This is a genomic window from Flavobacterium daejeonense DSM 17708 (assembly GCF_000425425.1).
GTDB classification, from domain to species: Bacteria; Bacteroidota; Bacteroidia; order Flavobacteriales; family Flavobacteriaceae; genus Flavobacterium; species Flavobacterium daejeonense.
Genome location: NZ_AUDK01000005.1, coordinates 78,395 through 104,314 on the forward strand (window position 1 = coordinate 78,395; position 25,920 = coordinate 104,314).

General features: G+C 36.6%; 20 protein-coding genes. 10 read left to right on the top strand and 10 right to left on the bottom strand.

What is annotated here, in order from left to right; all coding sequences use genetic code 11:
• The first annotated feature begins 325 nt into the window (after window positions 1–325).
• From H599_RS0106065 to H599_RS0106085, 5 genes are all read left to right on the top strand, one after another.
• Window positions 326–1,759 carry a peptidylprolyl isomerase gene (locus H599_RS0106065; protein WP_026713304.1) on the top strand — a complete coding sequence of 478 codons (1,434 nt, stop codon included), beginning with the start codon at window positions 326–328 and terminating at the stop codon, window positions 1,757–1,759.
• A 77-nt stretch (window positions 1,760–1,836) separates the two neighbouring features.
• Window positions 1,837–2,790, top strand: coding sequence for an AAA family ATPase (locus H599_RS0106070; protein ID WP_026713305.1), 954 nt, complete (start codon window positions 1,837–1,839; stop codon window positions 2,788–2,790).
• A gap of 317 nt (window positions 2,791–3,107) precedes the next feature.
• Window positions 3,108–5,879 carry a bifunctional aconitate hydratase 2/2-methylisocitrate dehydratase gene (locus H599_RS0106075; protein ID WP_026713306.1) on the top strand — a complete coding sequence of 924 codons (2,772 nt, stop codon included), beginning with the start codon at window positions 3,108–3,110 and terminating at the stop codon, window positions 5,877–5,879.
• 131 nt (window positions 5,880–6,010) lie between these two features.
• Window positions 6,011–8,272: an aconitate hydratase gene (locus tag H599_RS0106080; protein WP_026713307.1), complete on the top strand. Its 2,262-nt coding sequence runs from the start codon at window positions 6,011–6,013 to the stop codon at window positions 8,270–8,272.
• A gap of 223 nt (window positions 8,273–8,495) precedes the next feature.
• A complete protein-coding gene (locus tag H599_RS0106085) occupies window positions 8,496–9,959 on the top strand; it encodes a peptidoglycan endopeptidase (RefSeq protein ID WP_026713308.1) in 1,464 nt (487 codons plus the stop codon).
• Window positions 9,960–10,270: 311 nt separating this feature from the next.
• Here H599_RS0106085 and H599_RS0106095 read toward each other — a convergent pair whose 3' ends face one another.
• Window positions 10,271–11,677, bottom strand: a complete 1,407-nt coding sequence (locus H599_RS0106095) for a Do family serine endopeptidase (RefSeq protein WP_026713309.1) — start codon at window positions 11,675–11,677, stop codon at window positions 10,271–10,273.
• Window positions 11,678–11,813: 136 nt separating this feature from the next.
• Between H599_RS0106095 and dapF the strand changes: the two genes are divergently transcribed.
• From dapF to H599_RS0106120, 5 genes are all read left to right on the top strand, one after another.
• Window positions 11,814–12,596, top strand: a complete 783-nt coding sequence (gene dapF / locus H599_RS0106100) for a diaminopimelate epimerase (protein ID WP_026713310.1) — start codon at window positions 11,814–11,816, stop codon at window positions 12,594–12,596.
• A gap of 26 nt (window positions 12,597–12,622) precedes the next feature.
• The gene (locus H599_RS0106105) at window positions 12,623–13,147 is read left to right on the top strand and encodes a GNAT family N-acetyltransferase (protein ID WP_026713311.1); all 525 of its coding nucleotides are present in this window, start codon (window positions 12,623–12,625) and stop codon (window positions 13,145–13,147) included.
• Between the two features lie 23 nt (window positions 13,148–13,170).
• Entirely contained in the window at window positions 13,171–14,211 is a 1,041-nt protein-coding gene (gene mltG / locus H599_RS0106110; RefSeq protein WP_026713312.1) for an endolytic transglycosylase MltG, read from the top strand.
• Window positions 14,212–14,213: 2 nt separating this feature from the next.
• Window positions 14,214–15,128 carry a DUF2279 domain-containing protein gene (locus tag H599_RS0106115; protein ID WP_026713313.1) on the top strand — a complete coding sequence of 305 codons (915 nt, stop codon included), beginning with the start codon at window positions 14,214–14,216 and terminating at the stop codon, window positions 15,126–15,128.
• Between the two features lie 97 nt (window positions 15,129–15,225).
• Window positions 15,226–15,864 carry a hypothetical protein gene (locus tag H599_RS0106120; RefSeq protein ID WP_026713314.1) on the top strand — a complete coding sequence of 213 codons (639 nt, stop codon included), beginning with the start codon at window positions 15,226–15,228 and terminating at the stop codon, window positions 15,862–15,864.
• A gap of 53 nt (window positions 15,865–15,917) precedes the next feature.
• On the opposite strand, the gene scpA is transcribed toward H599_RS0106120, so the two are convergent.
• The 9 genes from scpA to dnaA form a co-directional block, all read right to left on the bottom strand.
• Window positions 15,918–18,074, bottom strand: coding sequence for a methylmalonyl-CoA mutase (gene scpA, locus H599_RS0106125; protein ID WP_026713315.1), 2,157 nt, complete (start codon window positions 18,072–18,074; stop codon window positions 15,918–15,920).
• A gap of 32 nt (window positions 18,075–18,106) precedes the next feature.
• Entirely contained in the window at window positions 18,107–19,471 is a 1,365-nt protein-coding gene (locus tag H599_RS0106130; RefSeq protein WP_026713316.1) for a methylmalonyl-CoA mutase subunit beta, read from the bottom strand.
• A gap of 48 nt (window positions 19,472–19,519) precedes the next feature.
• Window positions 19,520–19,843: an FtsB family cell division protein gene (locus tag H599_RS0106135; RefSeq protein ID WP_026713317.1), complete on the bottom strand. Its 324-nt coding sequence runs from the start codon at window positions 19,841–19,843 to the stop codon at window positions 19,520–19,522.
• 141 nt (window positions 19,844–19,984) lie between these two features.
• Complete coding sequence (gene udk, locus H599_RS0106140; protein ID WP_026713318.1) at window positions 19,985–20,593, bottom strand: uridine kinase; 609 nt, start codon at window positions 20,591–20,593, stop codon at window positions 19,985–19,987.
• 330 nt (window positions 20,594–20,923) lie between these two features.
• A complete protein-coding gene (locus H599_RS0106150; protein ID WP_026713319.1) occupies window positions 20,924–21,805 on the bottom strand; it encodes an SDR family oxidoreductase in 882 nt (293 codons plus the stop codon).
• 242 nt (window positions 21,806–22,047) lie between these two features.
• Window positions 22,048–23,175, bottom strand: a complete 1,128-nt coding sequence (locus tag H599_RS0106155) for a methionine aminotransferase (protein WP_026713320.1) — start codon at window positions 23,173–23,175, stop codon at window positions 22,048–22,050.
• Between the two features lie 62 nt (window positions 23,176–23,237).
• Window positions 23,238–23,960 carry an SAM-dependent methyltransferase gene (locus H599_RS0106160; protein WP_026713321.1) on the bottom strand — a complete coding sequence of 241 codons (723 nt, stop codon included), beginning with the start codon at window positions 23,958–23,960 and terminating at the stop codon, window positions 23,238–23,240.
• 43 nt (window positions 23,961–24,003) lie between these two features.
• Window positions 24,004–24,471: a low molecular weight protein-tyrosine-phosphatase gene (locus H599_RS0106165; RefSeq protein ID WP_026713322.1), complete on the bottom strand. Its 468-nt coding sequence runs from the start codon at window positions 24,469–24,471 to the stop codon at window positions 24,004–24,006.
• Between the two features lie 7 nt (window positions 24,472–24,478).
• Window positions 24,479–25,906, bottom strand: coding sequence for a chromosomal replication initiator protein DnaA (gene dnaA, locus H599_RS0106170; protein ID WP_026713323.1), 1,428 nt, complete (start codon window positions 25,904–25,906; stop codon window positions 24,479–24,481).
• Window positions 25,907–25,920 lie beyond the last annotated feature (14 nt).

Consider the following 25,920-nt stretch of genomic DNA (forward strand, 5'->3'; position numbering starts at 1 on the left):
TAAATAATTTGCAAAAGTACTATTTATATATGCGATTTGAAAATAAATTAAGAATGGACTTTTGTTGTTGCTTCGGGTGTTTTGTGCTTTGTTTTTTAGTTTTTTTAAACCGAATAGTTAATGGATTAAAGTTGTATTTTTGCCTATAATTTTTTGTTAATAGTCTAATGGATACTTGTATAATGTAATTGAATTGTTATTTTTGTTCGTTTTTATCAAAATAAATACAAGTAATATTCTTTTTAAGTTGTTATCTTCCCTCAGTGCTAATTTTAGGAGAATTATATTTGAAACCCAATTAAAGAAAATAAAATTCTGTAAAGAAATGCCTTTAAAATCCTTAAGAATGAAATCTATAAAAATGAAGAATGTACTTCTGTTTTTTGTTGTGATGTTGTTAAATACAGCAATGAATGCTCAGGAAATAATAAAAGACAGCGCTGTAGTAACTGAAAGAAAACAAAATCCAACGGGAAAAAGACAAAAAGTAGATGGTGTAATTGCTACTGTTGGAGATTATATTATTTTGGATTCGGATATTGATAAGGCTTATTTGGAAATTTCAAGTCAGGGAGGTTCTGTCAAAGACATTACTAGATGTCAGATGTTAGGAAAACTGTTGGAAGATAAATTATATGCGCATCAGGCAATTCAGGATAGTGTAAAGGTAACGGATGCTGAGATTAAATCCATGATGGACGAACGTTTGAATTACATGATTCAGCAATTAGGGACGATGGATAAAGTGGTGAAATACTATAAAAAGGATTCGGAAGAAGAATTCAGAAGTTATTTCTTTGATATTTTAAAAGAGAATAAGTTGACTTCAGAAATGCAAAAAAAGATTGTGGACGAAGTAGAAATTACACCAGAAGAGGTTCGTAATTTTTTCAAGAAATTGCCAAAAGATGAATTGCCGGTTTTTGGTGCAGAAATGGAAGTAGCGCAAATTGTTGTGGATCCAAAAATCACTCAGGCTGAAAAACAAAAAGTAATTGACCGCTTGAATGGATTTAAAAAAGACATTCAGGAAGGTTCCAGTTTTGCTACAAAAGCCGTTTTGTATTCTCAGGATCCGGGTTCAAGATCCAGTGGAGGATTTTATAAAATGACCCGAAAAACACCTTTTGTAAAAGAATTTAAAGATGTAGCTTTTAGCTTGGAAGAAGGGGAAATTTCGGCCCCTTTTGAAACAGAATACGGTTTTCATATTATATATTTAGAAAAAATCAAAGGTCAGGAGTTGGAGTTACGTCACATTTTGTTGACACCTACAGTGACAAAAGAAGCTCTGGAAGAGGCAAAAGAGAAAATTACATTGATCAGAAAGCGTATTATGGATAAAGAAATTTCTTTTGCGGATGCTGCCCGAACCATGTCGGATCAAAAAGAAACCAGAGCGAACGGAGGAATTTTGATTAATCCGGAAACGCAGGATACTCGTTTTGAATTGACAAAAATGGATCCAACTTTGTATTCTCAGGTTTCTAATTTGAAAGATAATGAAATTTCAATGCCAATTTTGGATGAAACAAAATCAGGAAAAAAAGAGTATAAAATTATCACGGTAACTAACCGGATAAATGAACATACTGCCGATTATGCTCAGGATTATGTGAAAATTAAAGATTTGGCATTAAAAGAAAAGCAAATCAAAGCTATCGGAAAATGGTTTGATGAAAAAATTAAAGAAACGTATATTAAAATTGTTGGAGAGTACAGAGATTGTGATTTTACCAATAATTGGTTAAAAAAATAATTTGTTCAAAATAAATAAAAAGAGTTAGCTTTATGAAATTATAGAGTTAGCTCTTTTTTAATTTAAAATAGTTTAAAATGTCTGATGTTGCGGCAATACATAATTTAGTCCAAAAGCGAATTGAATTAAAAAACGAAATTGCAAAAAAAATTGTAGGTCAGGAAGAAGTTATCGATCAATTGTTGTTGTGTGTTTTTTCAGGAGGTCATGCTTTGTTAATAGGGGTTCCGGGATTGGCCAAAACATTGATGGTAAATACGATTTCAGAAGCTTTGGGATTGCATTTTAAAAGAATACAGTTTACACCCGATTTGATGCCTTCGGATATTTTGGGAAGTGAAATCCTGGATGAAAATCGGCAGTTTAAATTTGTAAAAGGACCGGTTTTTTCGAATATAATTTTGGCAGATGAAATAAACCGAACTCCGCCTAAAACGCAGGCAGCTTTATTGGAAGCGATGCAGGAACGTTCGGTAACTATAGCCGGCGTGAATCATAAATTAGACTTGCCTTATTTTGTTCTGGCTACTCAAAATCCAATCGAGCAGGAAGGTACTTATCCGTTGCCGGAAGCGCAGTTGGATCGTTTTATGTTTGCGGTAAAATTAGCTTATCCTTCTTTTGAAGAAGAAGTTCAGGTGGTGAAAAGAACTACTTCTGATGAAAATCAAAAAATAAACCCTTTGTTTACGGCTCAGGAAATTATTGGTTTTCAGCATTTAATTCGCCGAATTCCGGTAGCTGATAATGTGGTGGAATATGCGGTGACTTTGGTGAGTAAAACCCGTCCGGATAGTAGTTTGTCGACCGATTTTGTTAAAAATTATTTGGATTGGGGAGCTGGTCCGAGAGCTTCGCAAAATTTAATTTTGGCAGCCAAAGCGCATGCGGCTTTTCATGGTAAATTTTCGCCGGATATTGAAGATGTAATTGCTGTCGCGACTTCGGTGTTGAGACATCGGATTATAAAAAATTATAAGGCTGATGCGGAGGGAATTACAGAAGAAATGATTATTGCGAAACTAGTGTAAGGCTTGCTGAAATTACGACTTTTGACAAAAAATAATGTCTTCTATATAACAACATATTTTAAGTTTGTTAGAAAATAATTTGACTGTTTATTGATTGTTTATAAAAAATGGTAAAAAACCCCGTTTTTCTTAATTTAAATCGCGTTGAAGGTGGATTTTTCAATAAAAAATCTTTCTGAAATTGCAGAGAATTAAATTTTTTTTTAATCTCGGCTTAAATAGCTAAATTTGCATCACAAAAAAAATACTTAATATTAAGGCCTTTTGTTTTGAATGAAATCAAAGTGATTTGGCGGAAACATTGAAATATTTCAATTATGAACATTTATAACGATTACATCCAGGAGATCGAAGAAAGAAAAAGTCAGGGTCTTCACCCAAAGCCAATTGATGGTGCTGAATTATTAAGCGAAATCATTGCGCAAATTAAAGATGAAAACAATGCAAATAGAGAAGATTCTTTAAAATTCTTTATTTACAATACATTGCCCGGAACTACGCCAGCTGCCGGAGTTAAGGCGAAATTTTTAAAAGAAATCATTTTAGGAGAAGCTGATGTTGCTGAAATTACTCCTGCTTTTGCTTTTGAATTGTTGTCTCACATGAAAGGTGGACCTTCAATCGAAGTATTGTTAGATTTAGCTTTAGGAAATGATGGGGCTATCGCAAAACAAGCTGCAGAAGTTTTAAAAACACAAGTTTTTTTATACGAAGCAGATACAGCTCGTTTAAAAGCGGCTTTCGAAAACGGAAATGCTATTGCAAAAGACATTTTAGAAAGTTATGCTAAAGCAGAATTCTTTACCAAACTTCCTGAAGTAGCTGAAGAAATTAAAGTAGTTACTTTTATTGCTGGTGAAGGAGATATTTCTACAGACTTACTTTCTCCGGGAAATCAGGCACACTCTCGTTCTGACCGTGAGTTGCACGGAAAATGTATGATTACTCCTGAAGCTCAGGCTGAAATTAAAGCATTACAGACTCAACATCCTGATAAATCGGTAATGTTAATTGCTGAAAAAGGTACTATGGGAGTTGGTTCTTCTCGTATGTCAGGGGTAAACAACGTAGCACTTTGGACTGGTAAACAAGCAAGTCCTTACGTTCCTTTCGTAAATATTGCTCCAATTGTTGCCGGAACAAACGGTATTTCGCCAATCTTCTTAACTACGGTTGATGTAACGGGTGGTATCGGAATCGATTTGAAAAACTGGGTTAAGAAAACCGATGCTGAAGGAAATTTAGTGCGTGACGAAAACGGAGAACCTGTTTTAGAACAAGCGTATTCTGTTGCAACTGGTACGGTTTTAACCATCAACACCAAAGCAAAAAAATTATATAACGGAGACCAAGAGTTAATTGATATTTCAAGATCTTTTACTCCTCAAAAAATGGAATTCATCAAAGCGGGTGGGTCTTATGCCATTGTATTTGGTAAAAAAATCCAAACGTTTGCTGCACAAACATTAGGAGTTCAGGCTCCGGTAGTGTTTGCTCCTTCAAAAGAGGTTTCTCATGAAGGGCAAGGTCTTACTGCTGTTGAGAAAATTTTCAACAGAAATGCAGTAGGAACGACTCCGGGTAAAGTATTACACGCAGGATCTGATGTTCGTGTGGAAGTGAACATTGTAGGTTCTCAGGATACAACCGGATTGATGACAGCTCAGGAGTTAGAATCAATGGCTGCAACTACGATTTCTCCAATCGTTGACGGTGCTTACCAATCAGGATGTCACACTGCTTCAGTTTGGGATAAAAAAGCACAGGCTAACATTCCTAAATTGATGAAATTTATGAACGATTTCGGATTGATTACGGCTCGTGACCCTAAAGGAGTGTATCACTCAATGACCGATGTTATCCATAAAGTATTAAATGATATTACTATCGATGAGTGGGCTATCATTATTGGTGGTGACTCTCATACCCGTATGTCAAAAGGGGTTGCTTTTGGAGCGGATTCAGGAACTGTAGCTCTAGCTTTAGCAACAGGTGAGGCTTCAATGCCAATTCCAGAGTCTGTAAAAGTAACTTTCAAAGGAGATATGAAATCATATATGGATTTCCGAGATGTGGTTCATGCTACACAACAACAAATGTTGAAGCAATTTGGAGGTGAAAATGTTTTCCAAGGAAGAATTATCGAAGTTCACATTGGTACATTAACGGCTGACCAAGCCTTTACATTTACTGACTGGACTGCAGAAATGAAAGCAAAAGCATCTATCTGTATTTCGGAAGATGAAACTTTAATCGAATCTTTAGAAATTGCTAAAGGCAGAATCCAAATCATGATTGATAAAGGTATGGATAATGCTAAAGAAGTATTAAAAGGTTTAATTGAAAAAGCAGATAAGCGTATTGCTGAAATTCGTTCAGGTGAAAAACCAGCACTTACTCCGGACGCTAACGCTAAATATTACGCTGAAGTAGTGGTTGACCTAGATGTTATTGCTGAGCCAATGATTGCTGACCCGGATGTAAATAATGCAGATGTCTCTAAACGTTATACGCACGATACTATCAGACCGCTTTCTTTCTATGGGGGTACTAAAAAAGTAGACTTAGGATTTATCGGTTCTTGTATGGTACACAAAGGTGATATGAAAATTTTAGCGCAAATGCTTAAAAATGTAGAAGCGCAAAAAGGAGAAGTGAAATTTAATGCTCCGTTAGTGGTTGCTCCTCCAACGTATAATATCGTTGATGAATTAAAAGCAGAAGGTGACTGGGAAGTGTTGCAAAGATATTCAGGATTTGAATTTGATGATAACGCACCAAAAGGAGCTGCACGTACAGAGTACGAAAATATGTTATACTTAGAGCGTCCGGGTTGTAACCTTTGTATGGGTAACCAGGAAAAAGCGTCTAAAGGAGATACGGTAATGGCAACTTCTACACGTTTATTCCAGGGACGTGTGGTTGAGGATTCAGCTGAGAAAAAAGGAGAATCTTTATTGTCTTCAACTCCGGTTGTAGTTCTTTCTACAATTTTAGGTAGAACTCCAACTATAGAAGAATATACAACTGCTGTTGACGGAATCAACTTAACTAAGTTTGCGCCATCACATAAATTATTGGTGAAATAATATTTAATTATTGTTAAATAATTCCAAAAGCCTGAGTCTTTGACTCAGGCTTTTTTTTATTGCTAAACTATTTTTTGTAACTTGTGTTGTTGGAATTATTTAGCAGTTAAACAATTATATATTTAGGTATTATGGCATTTGATATTGAAATGATTAAAAAAGTGTATGACAACATGGCTAGTCGTGTTGATGCAGCACGTGAAATTGTTGGTCGTCCGCTTACTTTGACAGAGAAAATTTTGTACAGTCATCTTTGGGAAGGACAGGCAAAAGAAGCTTATAAAAGAGGAGTGGATTATGTTGATTTTGCTCCGGATAGAGTGGCTTGTCAGGACGCAACTGCACAAATGGCTTTGTTGCAATTTATGCACGCTGGAAAATCTAAAGTTGCGGTGCCTACCACAGTGCACTGTGATCACTTAATTTTAGCTAAAAATGGTGCTGAATTTGATTTAGCTGCTGCAAATAAGCAATCTAAAGAGGTTTTTGATTTTCTTTCTTCGGTTTCCAATAAATACGGAATTGGTTTCTGGAAACCTGGTTCCGGAATTATTCATCAAATTGTTCTGGAGAATTATGCTTTTCCGGGTGGAATGATGATTGGTACCGATTCACACACTGTAAATGCCGGTGGTTTGGGAATGTTAGCAATTGGTGTTGGAGGAGCAGATGCGGTGGATGTAATGTCTGGGATGTCATGGGAATTGAAATTCCCAAAATTAATTGGGGTGAAACTAACCGGGAAATTATCCGGATGGACAGCTCCGAAAGATGTTATCTTAAAAGTAGCTGATATTTTAACAGTAAAAGGAGGTACAGGTGCTGTTGTGGAATATTTTGGTGAAGGAGCTACGGGTATGTCCTGTACCGGAAAAGGAACTATTTGTAATATGGGGGCTGAAATCGGTGCAACGACTTCAACCTTTGGTTATGATGATTCGATGCGAAGATATTTATCGGCTACCGGTCGTCAGGGTGTGGTGGATGCTGCCGACAAAGTGGCTTCTTATTTAACTGCTGATCCGGAAGTTTATGCGAATCCAGAGGAATATTTTGATCAATTAATTGAAATTAATCTTTCGGAATTAGAACCTCATATTAACGGGCCTTTTACTCCGGACAGAGGTACTCCGGTTTCTCAAATGAAAGCAGAAGCCGAAGCTAATGGTTGGCCTATAAAAGTAGAGTGGGGTTTGATAGGTTCTTGTACTAATTCTTCTTACGAGGATATGTCCCGTGCGGCTTCGATTGTCAGACAGGCTGTTGCACATGGAATAACTCCTAAGGCAGAATTTGGAATCAATCCGGGTTCGGAGCAAATTCGTTATACTATCGAAAGAGATGGTATTATTGCCGATTTTGAAAAAATGGGAACGAAGGTGTTTACGAATGCCTGCGGGCCTTGTATCGGGCAATGGGACAGAGCCGGAGCTGATAAAGGCGAAAAAAATACCATTGTGCATTCGTTTAATCGAAATTTTTCCAAAAGAGCAGATGGAAACCCCAATACACATGCTTTTGTGACTTCGCCGGAAATGGTGGCTGCTTTGGCAATTTCGGGAAGATTAGATTTTAATCCAATAACGGATACGTTATTGAATGATAATGGAGAAGAAGTGAAATTGGTAGCTCCTGAAGGTGATGAATTGCCTAATAGAGGTTTTGATGTTGAAGATGCAGGTTTTCAGGCTCCGGCAGAAGACGGTTCCTCAGTACAAATTATGGTAGATCCTGCTTCGGATAGATTGCAATTGTTAGCACCATTTGCGTCTTGGGATAAAAAAAATATTTCCGGAGCTAAATTGTTAATCAAAGCTTTTGGTAAATGTACTACCGATCATATTTCTATGGCGGGACCTTGGTTGCGTTACCGTGGTCATTTGGATAATATTTCTAATAATATGTTGATTGGTGCGGTGAATGCTTTCAATCAGAAAACCAATTCGGTTAAAAATCAATTAAGCGGAGAATATGATGCTGTTCCGGCTGTGGCACGTGCTTATAAAGCAGCTGGTGTGCCTTCGATTGTAGTGGGAGATCAAAATTACGGAGAAGGTTCTTCCCGTGAACATGCGGCTATGGAACCTCGTTTTTTAGGTGTAAAAGCAGTTTTGGTAAAATCCTTTGCCCGTATTCATGAAACGAATCTTAAAAAACAGGGAATGTTGGCTTTGACTTTTGCTAACGAAGCCGATTACGATAAAGTTCAGGAAGATGATACTATTAATTTCCTGGATTTAACCGAATTTGCTCCGGGTAAACCATTGACATTAGAATTTGTACATGCTGATGGTTCTAAAGATATTGTTTTAGCGAATCATACTTATAATGAAAGTCAGATTGGTTGGTTTGTGGCGGGTTCTGCCTTGAATTTAATTGCGGCCGAGGCCTAAACTGATTTTTAAAATTTTTAGAAAAGCGTTCTGTGTTTTGCAGAACGCTTTTTTTGTTTTTTCAGTAAAAAACAATTTAAATAGCTGTTAAAAATTGGTTTAATTGGTATTAAAACGTTAAATTCGCTTCTGAAAAATTTATTTTCATTCTTTAGTTAGTCGTTTGGCTAACTTTATTTTCATAATTACATAAGAACAGAGTTTCGTTTATTAAAAGAAGTTTATGAGGTATCGCTTTTGGATTGTTTTATTGTTTGCTTTCAGTAAGTTTAATGGTTTTTCTCAGGAAAAATATGTTAAACATGCTGTTGCTAAAGGAGAAACAATTTCTAAAATAGCGGAACATTATAAAATTAAAGCGTCTTCTATCTACGAATTAAATCCAGATGCTCAAAAGGGAATCCAATACAAACAAGTTTTATTAATCCCTGTTGTTTCTGTGAAAAATGAAAAAAATACTCCGCTTACTTCCGAAGTTGCATCAATTCCAACAGAAAAGCATATTGTTTTAGCCAAAGAAACACTTTATGGAATTTCCAAACAATATGGTGTCAAAGTAGCAGTTTTGTATGCTATGAATCCTTCTTTGGAAAAAAGAGGATTACGTGTAGGAAATGAGATTGTCGTTCCGGTTGTTGATGCAAAACAAGAAGTGGTTTTGGAAGGAAAATTACCATCAAAAGAAAAAATAACACAAACAGCGGCTAAAGTAGAAATTCAGCCGGAAATTACTCCGGTAATTGCCGAAAAAAGTGATGTAATTCCTTTGGAGCAATTGAGTGCAAATGGGAATTTGATTAGAGAAGTTTTGGCTAAAGAAACACTTTATGGAATTGCCAGACAATATAGAGTTTCGGTTGCTGATATAGAAAATGCCAATCCGATTTTAGCGAATCAGGCTTTACGAATAGGACAAAAAATTGTGATTCCTACAGCCAAGGCAGCAGAAAATCAGGAAAATTCGAAAGAGGATAAAAAAGAAGAAGTAGTTGTTGCGAATACTGTTGTGACAGAACAACCAAAAGAAGTTGCGGTTGTCAAAGCTGATGAAGCAAATACTGAAGTTGAAATAACACATGAGGTTTTAGCTAAAGAAACTAAATACGGAATCGCAAAAGAATTTGGGATTACGGTAAAGGAATTGGAGGAGCAAAATCCCAAGATTGTAAATAGATTATTGATTGGTGAAAAATTAACGATTCGTACTTTAAAATCGAATGTTAAAACCACTCCGAAATTTGATTTTTCGGACGCGTTGACCAAAACTGAGCCGGAATACAATGTGAAATCATTTCACGGAGCTGATTTTATTGACCAATTAATTTGTACGGCTTCCGAAAATATTGGAGTGCGCTACAGATCGGGAGGGACATCAAAAGATGGATTTGATTGTTCGGGACTCATGTTTTCGACTTTTGGAGCTTATGACATACAGTTGCCTCGTTCTTCTTTTGAACAGGCTCAATATGGTGTGAAAGTAAACAATGAAGATGCCAAAAAAGGAGATTTGATTTTCTTTAAGACTAACGGAAGAAGACAGATTAATCACGTAGGAATGGTTGTTGAAGTTGGAGAAGATGGTGAAATTAAATTTATTCATGCTTCTACCAGCAGTGGTGTGATTATTTCTTCGTTAAAAGAAGAATATTACAATAAAAGGGTTACTCAAATAAACAGGGTTTTATAAAAAAAAAATAAGATTAAAGCATAAAAAAGCGCTGATAAAGCGCTTTTTTTATGCTTTAATCTTAAAAGATTTGATGTTTTTAATTTCTGTAAACAGAGTTTGGTAGATTAAAAAGAGTGGTTTGTTGTTGCTGTTTTAGATTTGAGAAATGATTTTTTTTTTTTTTTTTTTTATCAAATGATAGCTGTGTTAGGAATTGATTTGACTGAAGAAAATTCATTAGAGTCAACTATTCTGGGACAGGGAAAAGCATAAAAAAAGCCGGAAAGTTTAAAGTTTTCCGGCTTTTTGAGATTTGCTAAAAGTTGTTTTTAGATGATAATTCGAATGATTTCTCCGTTTTTATTCAACATTTCAATTCGAACACTTTGCTGATCATCTTTGTTGTTTAGAAGTTTAGAGGCACTTTCGATATCTTTTATTTTGACATTGTCAATGCTTAAAATAATGTTTCCTTGTAATTCATCGGCATATTGTCTTAGATTTTCGTTGTTGATGGATTTGATTTTTACACCATAATCTACATGGAATTTTTTCTTGTCAGTAGCAGAAATATTTTCTAATTCGATTCCTTTAAATTCAGCACTGAAAAATTCATTTTTGCTCAAAGTCACCGGAACTGTTTTAGATGTATTGTCTCTAATAATCGTTACGTTTACTTTGTCGTTTGGACGTTTGGTGTTGATGTATCCGGATAAATCAGCAAAAGTGGCGATGTTTTGATTGTCAATTTTTACGATAACATCTCCTTTTTTTAAATTGGCTTTTTCAGCACCGGAATTTTTTTGAACACTTTGGATATAAACTCCTTCAGTTTGTGTAACTCCGTATTTTTTAGATACTGTTGCATTTAGTTCGCCTCCTACAACACCTAAAATTCCGCGTTGTACATTGCCGTATTCCATAATATCTTCAATTATTTTTCGGGCAATATTAGAAGGGACAGCAAAGGAATACCCCACATAAGAACCGGTCATCGAAGTAATCATCGTGTTGATTCCGATTAAGTCTCCACGGGTATTTACCAGTGCTCCACCACTGTTTCCGGGATTTACCGCAGCGTCAGTTTGGATGAATGACTGAATGTCGTTATCTTTCGTTCCAAGATTTCTGGCTTTTGCCGAAACAATTCCGGCAGTAACTGTAGAAGTCAGGTTGTATGGATTTCCCACGGCAAGTACCCATTCTCCTACTTTTACATCGTCTGAATTTCCAAAAGTGGTATAAGGCAATTTTTCATCGGCATCAATTTTCAACAAAGCAATGTCCATTTTAGAATCGGTGCCAATCAATTTTGCTTTGTAGGATTTTTTGTTGTTTAAAGTGATTTCAATTTCCGAAGCATCTTTTACTACGTGATTATTGGTCACAATATATCCGTCTTCCGAAATGATTACTCCTGAACCGGTACCTACTTGTTCCTGAGCCTGACCTCCTCTGTAGCCGTAGAAAAATTCCAGCATTGGGTCGCTTACTTTTTGGTAAGAAACATTTTTTACGTGAACTACAGTGTGAACGGTTTTGTCGGCGGCTTCGGTAAAGTCGAGTACATCTGATGATAATCCAACTCTTTTTGTGTAATTGTCAGATGAAAGAGTTGTTATTGCTTTTTTGTTATCTGAAAAATAACCGTTATCGTCAAATAATAATTTGTATGCCCCTAATGTTGTGGCTCCACTTAATAAAGACACTAAAAATAGATTAGAAAATCGTTTCATAATAGAGATCGTTTTTACGTTATTTGTAAAGTAAATTTAAAGCGAAAATAGAATGTTAAAAAACACTTTAACGCTGTTTAACAATGATTAACATTTCATTAATAGTTCGTATTTTTGTGGTTTATAATTCAATAAAATGCAAGTACAATTTTATAAATACCAAGGTACCGGAAACGATTTTGTGATTATTGATAATCGTTCCGAATTTTTTCCAAAAGAAAACACAAAATTAATTGAGCGTCTTTGTGACAGACGATTTGGAATTGGAGCAGACGGATTGATGTTGCTTGAAAATGATCCGGAAACCGATTTTAAAATGGTTTATTACAATTCAGACGGGAATCAAAGCACCATGTGCGGAAATGGCGGAAGATGTTTGGTCGCTTTTGCGAAACAATTAAATGTAATCGGAGACACTACTTCCTTTAATGCCGTTGATGGTTTGCATCATGCTTCAGTAGATAAAGACGGAATTGTTTCTTTGCAAATGATTGATGTTGATGAAATAAAAATTAATCCGGACTATAGTTTTTTAAACACCGGTTCTCCACATCATGTGCAATTAGTAGATGATTTAGAGCATTATAATGTAAAAGAAAATGGTGCTGCTATTCGTTATGGCGAATTGTATGGAAAAGCGGGAAGCAATATCAATTTTGTTAAAAAAATTGACGATTCCACTTTTGCATTACGTACTTACGAGCGTGGCGTAGAAGATGAAACCCTGGCTTGCGGAACCGGAGCTACAGCGGCAGCAATCGCGATGAATGCTACCGGACAAACAGATTTGACAGCGATTAACGTAAATGTTGAAGGCGGGAAATTATCGGTTTCTTTTGAAAAAGAAGGCAATAAATACGTGAATGTATTTTTGAACGGTCCGGCAAAGTTTGTTTTTGAAGGAACTATCGAAATCTAATTTTGGAATAAAATCACTCACTTCTCATGATAACATTAAAAGGCAATTCTATTTATTTGCGGGCTTTGGAACCGGAAGATTTAGAATTTATCTATGCCATAGAAAATGATGAAAATATTTGGGAAGTGAGTAATACACAAACTCCTTACAGCCGATTTCTCATTCGGCAGTACCTTGAAAATGCGCATCAGGATATTTATGAAGCCAAACAGTTAAGGTTGGCTATCTGTAAAGAAAACGACTTTCCAGCCATTGGATTGATTGATTTATTTGATTTTGATCCCCGAAATAACAGAGCCGGAGTGGGGATTTTAATTCACAGTGAAGGGAATCGAAATCAGCAAATTGGTTCGGAGGCTCTGGAGTTATTAATTCGTTACTCGTTCGGACATTTAAATTTACATCAGTTGTATGCAAATATTGGGGTGTCAAATGATGCGAGTGTAGCACTTTTTACTAAATTTGGCTTTCAATGTATAGGGCTTAAAAAAGATTGGAATCTTATCAACGGAGTATATCAGGACGAAGCCGTCTATCAGTTAATTAATTAATAATTTAATTTTTAGCTTTCATAATGAGCACAAAAAAAATGATTTCAATTGCCGCAATTGTCGTGGTTTCGGGATTGATTATTTATGGTTTTGTTTTAATTTCTCAAATTTTTTCAAATAATACCAAGTTTACTGAAGATGAGGTTTATGTGCATGTCCCTACAGATGCCACTTATGCTCAGGTTTTAGATTCTGTTTCGCCTTATGTGACCAATTTGGATCGTTTTGAAATGGTAGCCAATAAAATGAGTTATCCTGCCAATGTTAAATCAGGACGTTTTTTATTGAAAAAAGGAATGAACAGTTACGAATTGGTTAAAGCCATGCGTTACAATGTTCCGGTAAAGTTAGCTTTTAATAATCAGGAGCGAATTGAAAATCTGGCCGGACGTGTGGGGTCTCAAATTGAAGCCGACAGTGTTTCTTTGATGCATTCGTTTAAAGATTCTATTTTCTTAAAAGAAAACGGATTTACTGAGGAAAATGTCTTAACCATGTTTATTCCTAATACTTATGAGGTATATTGGAATACTTCGGCTGATAAATTCAGAGATAAAATGATTAAAGAATATCGCAATTTTTGGAATAAAGAGCGTGTTGCCGATGCGCAAAAACAAGGATTATCACCTACTGAAGCTACGATTTTGGCTTCCATTGTTCATAAAGAATCGGTTAAAAAAGACGAAAGACCACGAATTGCAGCGGTTTATTTGAACAGATTGCGATTAGGAATGCCACTTCAGGCCGATCCAACGGTGATTTATGCCAAGAAAAAGAAAGACAACGATTTTAATCAAATTATCAAAAGAGTGTTTTACAATGATTTATTTTTGAATTCGCCTTATAACACTTATAAAGTAACCGGACTTCCTCCGGGACCAATTGCAATGCCGGATATTACGGCTCTTGAGGCGGTTTTAAAACCGGAAAAGAATAATTTTATTTATTTCTGTGCCAGTGTGGACCGTTTTGGGTATCACGAATTTGCTGCTACTTTAGCGGAACATAACGTAAATGCCAAAAAATATTCGGATTGGATTAATGCACAAGGGGTAAAAAGATAGTTTTGAAGTATAAAGGTTTTTTGTTTATCGGATGCTTGCTTGCAGTTTTTAATTGTACCGCTCAGGGCAAAATAGATTCTTTTTTAAAACCTTCAGATACTTTAAATAATAAAAGACAAAAAGCTGTTTTCGTTTCGGAAGCAGCTTTTTCTGCTATAACTCTGGTTGGTTTAAATCAGTTGTGGTATGCTGATTATCCCCGTTCCAAATTTCATTTTATCAATGACAATCAGGAATGGCTGCAAATGGATAAGCTTGGACATCTGTTTTCTTCTTATCATTTAGGACGTTTTGGGAACGAAATGTTGCAATGGAGCGGAGCGACACCTAAAAAACAATTGTTGTATGGTGCTGGTTTAGGTTTTGCATTTTTGACTGTTGTGGAAGTTTTAGACGGATTTTCTTCTGAATGGGGTGCTTCTTCCGGAGATGTAATTGCCAATGCTACCGGAACAGCTTTATATGTTTCGCAACAATTGCTATGGAAAGAGCAACGCATTACACCCAAATTTTCTTTTCACAACACCCGATTTTCCAATTACCGACCGGAAGTTTTAGGAGTAAGTTTTTCCGAGCAAATTTTAAAAGATTATAACGGACAAACCTATTGGTTGTCGGCTAATTTAAAATCCTTTTTTAAAGATTCTAAAATTCCAAAAATTATAAATCTCGCTCTAGGTTACGGAGCGGATGGAATGCTTAGTGGAAAAGGAGAAAATTCACCGTTTTTAGCAGAAGAAAATTGGGTAAGAACGCGACAATTTTATCTGAGTTTAGACGTTGACCTGACAAAAATTGATACAAAATCGCATTTTTTGAAGACTTTTTTTTCTGTTTTTTCCGTTTTAAAAATTCCCGCGCCCACGCTTGAATACTCAGGTCGTGAGGGACTTAAGGCGCATCTGTTGTATTTTTAGCGGCTATTAATTGGTTGATTTTCAGGTTTTATGAAAAAAGTTGTATCTTTGCGCCGTGAAATTTCTGAATGTGACAGGTTTAGAAGAAAACCAATTTATGATAAAAAAATGGCATTTTTACACCAGTTTAGCTGTAATTATAGTATTCTTAAGTTACAGTTTTAAACCACTGAAATTAGATAATGATGAGTGGTTTTTGAGGAAAAATGTTGAAGGAATGCAATACCAATTTCCTTCATTACAACAGGAAGATTATACCAGTTTAAATATTCCTTTTACAGGAAATTTATTCATCGGTTTTAAGGAAGCAATCGGATATAGAGAATCCGAGAACAAGTACAAAAAAGTAAATTCGTTAGGGTATTTAGGAAAATACCAGTTTGGTAACGAAACTTTAAGGTCTATTGGAATTCACGATACAGAAAAATTCTTAAGAAGTCCTAAACTGCAGGAAAAAGCCTTTGTTGCTTTATTATCTAAAAACAAATCCATTTTAAAGGACATTATTGAACGATACGACGGAAAAGTTGTAGATGGTATTTTGATTACCGAATCGGGTATTTTGGCTGCAGCTCATTTGGGAGGTGCAGGTTCTGTGAAAAGATTTTTTAAGCATAACGGAAAAAAATACATTAAAGATGCCTATGGTACTTCGATACGCAGTTATTTAAAAGCATTTGGTGGTTATGATACTTCGTTTATCCAACCCAATGTAAATGCGGTAGTTTCGCTTTAATCTTAAACTTAAAAGAAAAGAGTCATTTCTAATTTTTAGTAATGACTCTTTTTTTATTCGCTTTCCTCTTCGATAAAAAAGTTTAAAATTTTTGAAGCAATTTTACTGATATTCGTTCCGGGACCAAATACGGCAGCGGTTCCGGCTTCAAACAGGTATTCAAAATCCTGAGTTGGGATTACCCCGCCCACAACGACCATAATATCTTCCCGACCAAGTTTTTTTAATTCTTCAATAACCTGAGGAACTAAGGTTTTGTGAGCGGCGGCCAGTGAAGAAATGCCTAAAATGTGGACGTCATTTTCCATGGCTTGCTTGGCTGTTTCGGCGGGAGTTTGAAAAAGAGATCCAATATCTACATCAAAACCAATATCGGCAAAAGCAGTTGCAACTACTTTTGCACCTCTGTCATGACCATCCTGTCCCATTTTAGCAATCATAATTCGCGGACGACGACCTTCCTGTTTGGCAAAAATATCGGCTAATTCTTTTGCTTTTTCAAAGCTCTTATTCTTTTTGATTGCTTTACTATACACGCCACTAAAAGATTTAATTGCTGCCTGATGTCTTCCGAATACGATTTCTAAAGCCTGACTAATCTCACCTAATGTAGTCCTTACTCTGGCAGCTTCAATGGCTAATTCTAATAAATTACCATTTCCGTTTTGCGCACAAAGAGTAATTTTTTCTAAAGCTTCTTTAACTTTTAAACTGTTTCGGCTGGATTTTACCTGATTTAATCGTTCGAGTTGTTGACTGCGAACTTTTTCGATATCAATATCCAGAATATTTAAAGGTACTTCTTTTTTGGCTTGAAATTGATTAACTCCTACAATTATATCCTGTTCGCTGTCAATTCTAGCCTGCTTTCGGGCGGCGGCTTCTTCAACTCTTAATTTCGGAATTCCGCTGGATAATGCTTTGGTCATGCCACCAAGCGTTTCGATTTCTTCAATATGTTTCCAGGCCTTTTCGGCAATCTCATTCGTTAGACTTTCAACATAATAACTTCCGGACCAGGGGTCAACGGTTTTGGTGATTTTCGTTTCTTCCAATAAAAATAATTGAGTATTTCGGGCAATTCGTGCCGAAAAATCACTTGGTAGGGCCATGGCTTCATCCAAAGCATTCGTATGAAGGGATTGTGTGCCGCCAAAAACAGCTGCTGCGGCTTCAATACAAGTTCGGGCTACATTGTTAAAAGGATCCTGAGCGGTTAAACTCCATCCACTGGTTTGGCAATGTGTTCGTAATGTAACAGATTTTGGATTTTTAGGATGAAATTGTTGCATTAGTTTGGTCCAAATCATTCTGGCGGCTCTCATTTTGGCAATTTCCATAAAATGATTCATTCCGATACCCCAAAAGAATGACAATCGGGGAGCAAAATTATCAATTTTAAGTCCTGCTGAAAGTCCGGTTCTTACATATTCCAAGCCGTCTGCCAGTGTGTATGCCAATTCAATATCGGCCGTTCCTCCTGCTTCCTGAATGTGATAACCCGAAATAGAAATGGGATGGAATTTGGGCATTTTTTTGCTGGCATAGTCAAAAATAGCCGCAATAATTTTCATCGAAGCTTCCGGTGGATAAATATAGGTATTGCGTACCATGAATTCTTTGAGGATGTCATTTTGAATGGTTCCCGAAAGTTGTTCTGGTTTTACGCCCTGTTCTTCGGCGGCAACGATATAAAAAGCCATTATGGGTAAAACCGCTCCGTTCATGGTCATGGAAACCGACATTTTATCCAATGGAATCTGGTCAAATAATATTTTGAAATCTTCTACGGTATCAATAGCAACTCCTGCTTTTCCAACATCCCCCACAACACGTTCGTGATCGGAATCATAGCCGCGATGGGTGGCCAGATCAAAAGCAATCGAAAGTCCTTCCTGACCGGCTTTCAGATTTTTTCGGTAAAAAGCATTGCTTTCTTTGGCAGTGGAAAATCCTGAATATTGACGAATTGTCCAGGGTTTTTGCACATACATTGTGGCGTAAGGGCCGCGAAGAAAAGGCGGAAAACCGGCTGCAAAATCTAAATGTTCCAAATCCTCAATATCATTTTCAACATAAGTCTGTTTTAGCTCAATTCCTTCAGCGGTGACGAAATTTTCAGCAGTAGTATTTTCTTTAGTAAAAGAATATTCGAAACTGCTTGCGGTTTCTGATTTTAGTTGAATATGTCGGAGGTCTTTTCGAATCATTTGGGTGCTTTTTGCAAATTGATTTTGGCTTATTATTCGGCTGCAAGTCGCTCTTGTTCTAATTGCTCTGCCAGTCGTTTTTCAATGATAGGGGTAATCAGTGTTTTTCGTGGTTTTATTTTTACAAAAGGGTATAACTCAATGTTGTCCTTCATTTTGTCCTTAGAATTTTGATATTTATTGGTTCCAACCAAAATTTCGGTATTTGAATCAAAAAGTTGTTGTTCTTTATCGGCGCTTTCCTGAATTTTTCGTTTGATAATCCCTTCGTTCAGTTGTTTTAGAAAACCACCATTAGCTTCGATTTCTTTGAATAAAGTCAATGCTTTTTCGGCGAGTTGCTGTGTCAAAGTTTCGATGTAATAACTGCCGTCAGCGGGGTTGTTTACCTTGTCAAAATAACTTTCATTTTTCAGAATCAACAGTTGATTTCGAGCGATGCGGTCGCCAAATTCATTGTTTTTATGGTAAATGGCATCGTAAGGTAAATTAGCAATCGCATCGGCTCCGCCAATAATCGCCGACATACATTCGGTAGTCGTGCGCAACATATTCATATTGTAATCGTATAGCGTTTTGTTGCGTTTTGATGGGGTTACTAATAAATGACAGTCTTTGTCGTGGTAATATTCTTTGGCAATGAGTTGAAAGAGTAATCGTAAAGCACGCAATTTAGCAATTTCAAAAAAATAATTGCTGCCAACGGCCACTTTAAAAACAATCGGCTGATGAATTGTAGGAATGCGATTCAGGTATTCATTGGCATGTGTCAAAGCATAAGCGATTTGCTGTACCATGGTTGCCCCAGCATTTTGATACAAGGCCATATTGATGCTAATCAATGAATGCTCGCGCGTATTCTTTGAAAGCAATTGTAGACTTTCAAAATTATTTTTTTCTTTAGTAGTAAACCAATTACCTTCTTTAGCCAGTTGACCAATGGGGTCTAAATTGTAAAAGATACGGGCTTTTTTTGAAGCTACTATTTGATTTACTTTTTCGATAAAATCAACCGAAAGAAATTTTAAATCAAAATAGATTGTAGTATTTTCTAAGGGTAGATTTTCAAGTAGTTTTTTTATGTCGATGGTTTCGTCATCAATGGTAAATCGGAGACTTTCGGAACCTCTTTGCAGTGAATCTAAAGCTCGGTCTATTGATTTTTGAATGTTAAATACAAAGATGTTTTGGCAAATTTTAAAGTTGGAAGCATGGGTAGGAGCGGTAGCTATCTGGCTAAAATCGTCTCCATGATAAAAAGGTTTTACTTTAATGTCTTCCGGTGAATTCCAAACTAAGTTTTCATTATAATCGGCGCCATCCAATTCATATTGGATTCGTTGTTTCCATTGTTTGGAAGAAACAGGATCAAAATCTTCGAATAGGTGAGTCGCCATTTTTGTTTATTTTAATTCCCCTCTTGAGAGGGGTTAGGGGTGTGCTATTTATTTTTTTTCAATCGTGTCGCCTTCAAATTCAATAATATAAATATCCTCGCTGTCTTTTTTCATATAATATTTTTCGCGGGCATATTTTTCGACCTGATCCGGATTTTTAAGTTGCTTGATTTGTGCTTCGTCTTTTTTAATTTCTTCCTGATAATAGGTTTTGTTGTCTTCCAGTTCCTCAATCTGATTGTTTAAAACCCGATGGTCAAAATAAGAATAATTGTCCAGAAATAACATCCAAACTGCAAAAAATAATAAGGACCAAATGTACTTATTGCTTAAAAATTTAAACCAGGCTTTTTCTTTATAGGGATTTGTCATGAGTTGTTGTTTGTTTGATTAGGATTAAAAACGATTCTCGGGACATTTCTTATATTATCCTGAAGTGTCAGTATAATATAAGAAACACTCGAATTGACGTTTTTAATAGTCAGGTTTGGACGTTATAAAAATACAATAAAATTATCTGATTTTTTGATGAATTACAGTTCGTAACATATCAATGGCTACGGTGTTGTAATTGTTGTTTGGGATAATAATATCTGCAAAAGCTTTAGTGGGTTCTATAAATTGCTCGTGCATCGGTTTTAATGTTTTCTGATAGCGGTTGAGTACTTCGTCCATATCGCGACCACGTTCGGCGATGTCTCTTTTCAAACGGCGAATGAGGCGTTCATCGGCATCGGCATGCACGAAGATTTTGATGTCAAACAATTCTCTTAGTTCGGCATGCGCCAAAATCAAAATGCCTTCCACAATCATCACTTTTCGTGGATGGGTGCTGATGGTATCCTCCGTACGATTGTGAGTGACAAAAGAATAGACCGGTTGCTGAATGGTTTCGCCAGCTTTGAGTTCATTTAAATGACTGACCAATAAATCAAAATCAATGGCTCTGGGATGGTCAAAATTAATTAAAGCACGTTCGTCATAACTGAGGTTTTCATTTTTTTTATAATAGGAATCCTGAGATATAACGCCTACCTCGGCATCCGGTAACTGATTCATTATCTGATGTACCACCGTTGTTTTTCCACTTCCTGTGCCGCCCGCGATTCCTATAATAAGCATAGTTTTTTTACTTTTTTTGTACAACAAAAATAGGAATTTAATTGGGAGTTGGTTGGAGTTTGAGGGTGAAATGTTGGTGGGTTTTCAACAGGGTTTTGATGATAAATTTGGTTTTTTCGCATTCTTGTCATCCTATGTTTGCATAAACAAAGAACATAATGTTTAAGTAAACATAGGATGACATACATGCTGGCGAAGATTTGCGTTAAGGATGGAAACGGTATCCTCTTGTGGGGCGTAGCGGAACAAGAGATATATCGTCCCGATAGCTATCGGGAAGCCTGACCACGCCGTAACGGAGTGGAGGCGGGGGGACGCCCAAAAAATCAATTACTTATTCTTCTTTGCCTTAATTATAGCTTCCAGTTGGTCCCAAAGTTCTTCTGGAATTGCCTCCAGAATGTTGAATTGTCCTGCGCCTTTGAGCCATTCGCCGCCGTCAATCACAATGACTTCGCCATTGATATAAGCCGAGAAATCAGATACCAGATATGCCGCTAAATTGGCTAATTCCTGATGATCTCCTACGCGTTTAAGCGGTACTTTTTGCGCCAAATCAAATTTTTGCGCCAAATCTCCCGGAAGCAATCTGTCCCAGGCGCCTTTGGTAGGAAAGGGGCCCGGAGCGATGGCATTGGTACGAATTCCGTATTTAGCCCATTCTACAGCAAGACTTCGGGTCATGGCGAGCACGCCAGCTTTGGCAGTGGCACTCGGCACCACATAAGCCGAACCGGTCCATGCATAGGTGGTTACAATATTCAAGATCGTAGCCGAGGTTTGTTTACTGTCAATCCAGTGTTTTCCAAAAGCCAGCGTGCAGTTTTTGGTGCCTTTCAGTACAATATCAATGACGGTATCAAAAGCATTAGCCGAAAGTCGTTCGGTAGGAGAGATGAAGTTTCCGGCTGCGTTATTGAGCAAGACATCGACTTTACCAAAGGCTTTTAAGACTTCTTCCAGCATTTTTTCGACTGCCTCATAATGGCGCACATCACATTGCAAAGGCAAACAACTTCCGCCAGTAAGACTTTCCAGTTCAACAGCGGTATTTTTAAGTTTGTCTAAATCGCGTGAAGTGATGGCAACTTTAGCGCCCAGTTCCATGAAATATTGGGTCATTGCTTTTCCGAGTCCGCTACCGCCACCGGTTACTACAATTACTTTTCCCTGAAGAGCATCGTCACGAAGCATTTTTTGGCTGAAGTTCATTTTGTTGAGGTTTTAGGTAAATATACGAAATAGGTTTTTCTTTTTTGCTTGATCAAAAAAGAAACAAAAAAATCAAGTCTGCACTTCCTCGTCGGTCAAATTTATTTTCGAATGCTAAAAGAAAAGAACTCGTCCTTCGTCCTCAAACAGCTTTTCTTTTTACGCATTCTTCAAATATTTGACACTCGACTGCGGAAGTAAAGGACAGGAATATCGTTAAATAAAGACTTTTTGTTCTAAAATTAAATTTTGCAGAGTCTTCTTGTAGCTTCTTCTAAAGTAGCATCAGTTTTGGCAAAACAAAAACGGATAAGTTTTAAATCTTTGCCATTTTCATAAAAAGTGGAAATCGGAATGGCAGCTACACCGTGTTCGGTGATTAGGCGTTTGCAAAAATCTACATCATTTTCATCTGAAATTGTTTTGTAAGATACTACCTGAAAATAGGTGCCTTCGCAGGGCATTAATTCAAAGCGGCTGCCGGAAAGTAGCTGTTGGAAATAATCTCTTTTTTGTTGATAAAAGGCACTGATTTCGTCCACTGAAGTTTGGTCTAAATACTCACTAATGGCGGCCTGGGCAATGCTGTTGACACTGAAAACTAAAAATTGGTGCACTTTTTTGATTTCTTTCATCAAATATTCCGGAGCAATTAAATAGCCTACTTTCCAACCGGTAACGTGAAATGTTTTGCCAAATGAAGAAGCTATGACAGCCCGGTTGCGAAGTAATTTTCTTGTGTTAACTGAAATGAGTTTTTGTTCAAAAGAGATGTATTCGTATACTTCATCCGAAAGTAAAATGATATTTGGAAATTTTTCTAAAATGGCTTCTAATTTTTCGATATCAGCAAGAGAAAGAATCTTTCCAGTAGGATTGTGAGGGTTTGTAATGATAATCATTTTGGTGTTTTCATTACAGGCTTTTTCTACCAAATCCCAATTGGTTGAATAGTTATCGTTTAAAGAGATTCTAACCGGAATGCCGTTGGATAAAAGGACATTCGGTTTGTAGGAATCATAACTTGGATCCAAAATAATTACTTCGTCTTCGTTCTTTACTAATGCCTGAATAGCAGTAAAGATTCCCTGAGTAGCCCCAGTAGTGACCAGAATTTCTGTTTCCGGATCTACACTTCTTCCATAAGACTGAAGCGTGAGCTTGGCTATTTTGTTTAACAATGGCGGGTAGCCTGACATTGGGGTGTATTGGTGAACGTCTTCCTTGGCTAATCTAGCTACGATTTCTGTCAGTTTTTTATTCACTGGAAAATTAGGAAAGCCCTGAGATAGATTGATGGCATTATGCTCTGCTGCCATTTTTGACATGACGGTAAAGATGCTTGTTGTAACATGAGGAAGCTTTGGCATACTTTTATTTTTAAAAGCCTAAAAGTAAATAAATGGCTCGAGTTGAGGAAATAGATTATGAACTACATTTTATGAATAATAAAAATCGTAGGACGTTTGTGTAAATCTACATTTTCTTTTTTCCAGACCAAAATTTTCTTGGTTTTGATGTATTCCGTTGGTAAAGTGATATCGGTGGCAATGCACAAATGGGTTTCCGGATTCAAAATACTGATTAGATCCTCAACTAATTTGTTGTTGCGATATGGAGTTTCGATGAAAATTTGCGATTGGTTTTTTTCGAAAGAAATACGTTCTAAACTTTTAAGAGTGGCTCTTTTTTCGTCTTTTTCAATTGGTAAATAACCATGAAAAGTAAAACTTTGTCCGTTCATTCCGGATGCCATCATGGCTAGTAAAATAGAAGAGGGACCTACTAATGGCACCACTTGAATTCCTTTTTCATGGGCTAATTTTACAATTACAGCGCCAGGATCAGCCACACCTGGACAGCCGGCTTCGCTCATCAAACCAACATTTTTTCCTTCTAATAAAGGTTGGATAAAGTCTTTGTGTTCTTTGGAATCGGTGTGCTTGTTTAGAGCAAAAAGCACTAAATCAGATTGTTTTTTCTCGGGATGTACTGCTTTGATAGACTTTCTGGCAGTTTTTTCGTTTTCTACAATATAATGATCAATGAAATCAATTGTTCTTTTTACGGTTTGTGGTAAAACGTCCGTTGGGTCGCATTCTCCCATGGTTGTTGGGATTAAATAGAGTTTTCCAAATTGCGGACTTGATTTCATAGTTTTTTTTTTTTTTTTTTTTTTTTTGAGTATTTTGCTAAGATTAGCGGTGATTGGTTTTTAGTTTTGTTGCGATGATTTCACAGGCTTCGTCAAGCATTTGGTAAACCATTTCAAAACCGTTGGCTATGCCGTAATAAGGATCCGGAACATCTACATTTTCATTCGGATACAATTCGTTAAGGATGATTTCAACTTTTTCTTTGTGTTCGTTTTTTTTGGCTAAACGAATTAGGTCTCTAAAGTTAGATTTGTCCATTACATAAATATAATCAAAAGAGTCAAAATCTTCCACTTTGAATTGCCGGGCTCTTTGATAAGAGATGTCTAAATTGTGGCTTTTTGCAACGGCAATGGAGCGGGAATCAGGTTGATTTCCGGAATGCCAGGCACCGGTACCAGCAGAATCAACAAAGAATTTGTCTTTTGGTAGTTTGGATGCTAAAATACCTTCGGCCAAAGGCGAACGACAGATATTGCCCAAACATACCATTAAAATTTTGACAGACATAATGCTTTTATAGCGTTAGTTTTTTGTGGATATCTTCGACAAATTTTTTGAATTGTTTGTCGGTTGCAACCAAATTATCTACGGTTTTACAAGCATGTAAAACGGTGGCGTGATCGCGATCTCCTATTTGTGAACCAATATTCGCTAAAGAGTTTTTAGTGAATTTTTTGGCAAAGAACATTGCTAATTGTCTAGCTTGTACCACGTGTCTTTTCCGTGTTTTGGATTGCAGAGTTTCTACGTCCAATTGGAAATAATCAGAAACAATTTTTTGAATGTAATCGATAGAAATTTCTCGTTTTACATTTTTAACAAATTTCTCTACGACGCTTTTTGCCAGTTCGATAGTCACTTCTTTTTTGTTGAAAGAAGACTGCGCAATCAATGAAATAATAGCGCCTTCCAGTTCTCGAACATTTGATTTGATGTTACGGGCTACATATTCAACAATTTCGTCCGGCATTTCTACTCCGTCACGGAACAGAATGTTTTTTAGAATTGAAACACGGGTATCATAATCCGGCTGGTGTAACTCAGCAGATAATCCCCATTTGAAACGGGATAATAAGCGTTGCTCGATATCCTGCATATCTACTGGTGCCTTATCGGAAGTTAGGATAACCTGTTTTCCGTTTTGGTGCAAATAGTTGAAAATGTGGAAAAATACGTCTTGCGTTCCTGATTTTCCGGATAGAAATTGTACGTCGTCAATGATTAAAACATCAATTAACTGATAGAAATGAATAAAATCATTTCGGGTGTTTTTTCTAACAGAGTCAATATATTGTTGCGTGAAAATCTCGGCTGAAATATACAAAACCGTTTTTTCAGGATATTTTTCTTTAATCTCTACCCCAATAGCGTGAGCCAAATGTGTTTTCCCTAAACCAACTCCTCCGAAGATTAGTAACGGATTGAATGATGTTCCGCCCGGTTTATTAGCAACAGCCATACCAGCTGAACGAGCCAGTCGGTTAGAATCTCCTTCGAGGAAATTATCAAAACTGTAATTCGGGTTTAGTTGCGATTCAATCTTTAAATTTCTGATTCCGGGAATAACAAAAGGATTTTTTAATTCCGGATCTAAATTCTTTAAAGGCGCATCTACATTTTGAGGTTTCATCGGAGAACGATTCGTACTTGGCAACTGTTCTGTAAACGGTTGTTTGTTGCCATAAGTGTTCTCCATTTTGATTTTATAAAGTAACTTTGCGTTTTTTCCAAGTTCTTTAGTAAGGGCAACCTTCAATAATTTAACATAATGTTCTTCCAGCCATTCGTAAAAGAATTTGCTGGGAACCTGAATATATAATGCGTTATCGGTAAGTTCAACTGACTTGATTGGTTCAAACCAGGTTTTGTATGCCTGGTCCTGAATATTGTCTTTTATAAAAGACAAACAGTTATCCCATACTGATTGAGCAGTTTTGTTCATAAATTCTGTTAAAT

Coding starts and splice junctions, on each gene's coding strand:
- dnaA (WP_026713323.1), bottom strand. CDS start 25,906: ATGAACAAAACTGCTCAATCAGTATGGGATAACTGTTTGTCTTTTATA.
- H599_RS0106065 (WP_026713304.1), top strand. CDS start 326: ATGCCTTTAAAATCCTTAAGAATGAAATCTATAAAAATGAAGAATGTA.
- H599_RS0106120 (WP_026713314.1), top strand. CDS start 15,226: ATGATAAAAAAATGGCATTTTTACACCAGTTTAGCTGTAATTATAGTA.
- mltG (WP_026713312.1), top strand. CDS start 13,171: ATGAGCACAAAAAAAATGATTTCAATTGCCGCAATTGTCGTGGTTTCG.
- H599_RS0106070 (WP_026713305.1), top strand. CDS start 1,837: ATGTCTGATGTTGCGGCAATACATAATTTAGTCCAAAAGCGAATTGAA.
- H599_RS0106095 (WP_026713309.1), bottom strand. CDS start 11,677: ATGAAACGATTTTCTAATCTATTTTTAGTGTCTTTATTAAGTGGAGCC.
- H599_RS0106150 (WP_026713319.1), bottom strand. CDS start 21,805: ATGAACTTCAGCCAAAAAATGCTTCGTGACGATGCTCTTCAGGGAAAA.
- dapF (WP_026713310.1), top strand. CDS start 11,814: ATGCAAGTACAATTTTATAAATACCAAGGTACCGGAAACGATTTTGTG.
- H599_RS0106165 (WP_026713322.1), bottom strand. CDS start 24,471: ATGTCTGTCAAAATTTTAATGGTATGTTTGGGCAATATCTGTCGTTCG.
- H599_RS0106075 (WP_026713306.1), top strand. CDS start 3,108: ATGAACATTTATAACGATTACATCCAGGAGATCGAAGAAAGAAAAAGT.
- H599_RS0106105 (WP_026713311.1), top strand. CDS start 12,623: ATGATAACATTAAAAGGCAATTCTATTTATTTGCGGGCTTTGGAACCG.
- H599_RS0106155 (WP_026713320.1), bottom strand. CDS start 23,175: ATGCCAAAGCTTCCTCATGTTACAACAAGCATCTTTACCGTCATGTCA.
- udk (WP_026713318.1), bottom strand. CDS start 20,593: ATGCTTATTATAGGAATCGCGGGCGGCACAGGAAGTGGAAAAACAACG.
- H599_RS0106085 (WP_026713308.1), top strand. CDS start 8,496: ATGAGGTATCGCTTTTGGATTGTTTTATTGTTTGCTTTCAGTAAGTTT.
- H599_RS0106160 (WP_026713321.1), bottom strand. CDS start 23,960: ATGAAATCAAGTCCGCAATTTGGAAAACTCTATTTAATCCCAACAACC.
- H599_RS0106080 (WP_026713307.1), top strand. CDS start 6,011: ATGGCATTTGATATTGAAATGATTAAAAAAGTGTATGACAACATGGCT.
- H599_RS0106130 (WP_026713316.1), bottom strand. CDS start 19,471: ATGGCGACTCACCTATTCGAAGATTTTGATCCTGTTTCTTCCAAACAA.
- H599_RS0106135 (WP_026713317.1), bottom strand. CDS start 19,843: ATGACAAATCCCTATAAAGAAAAAGCCTGGTTTAAATTTTTAAGCAAT.
- scpA (WP_026713315.1), bottom strand. CDS start 18,074: ATGATTCGAAAAGACCTCCGACATATTCAACTAAAATCAGAAACCGCA.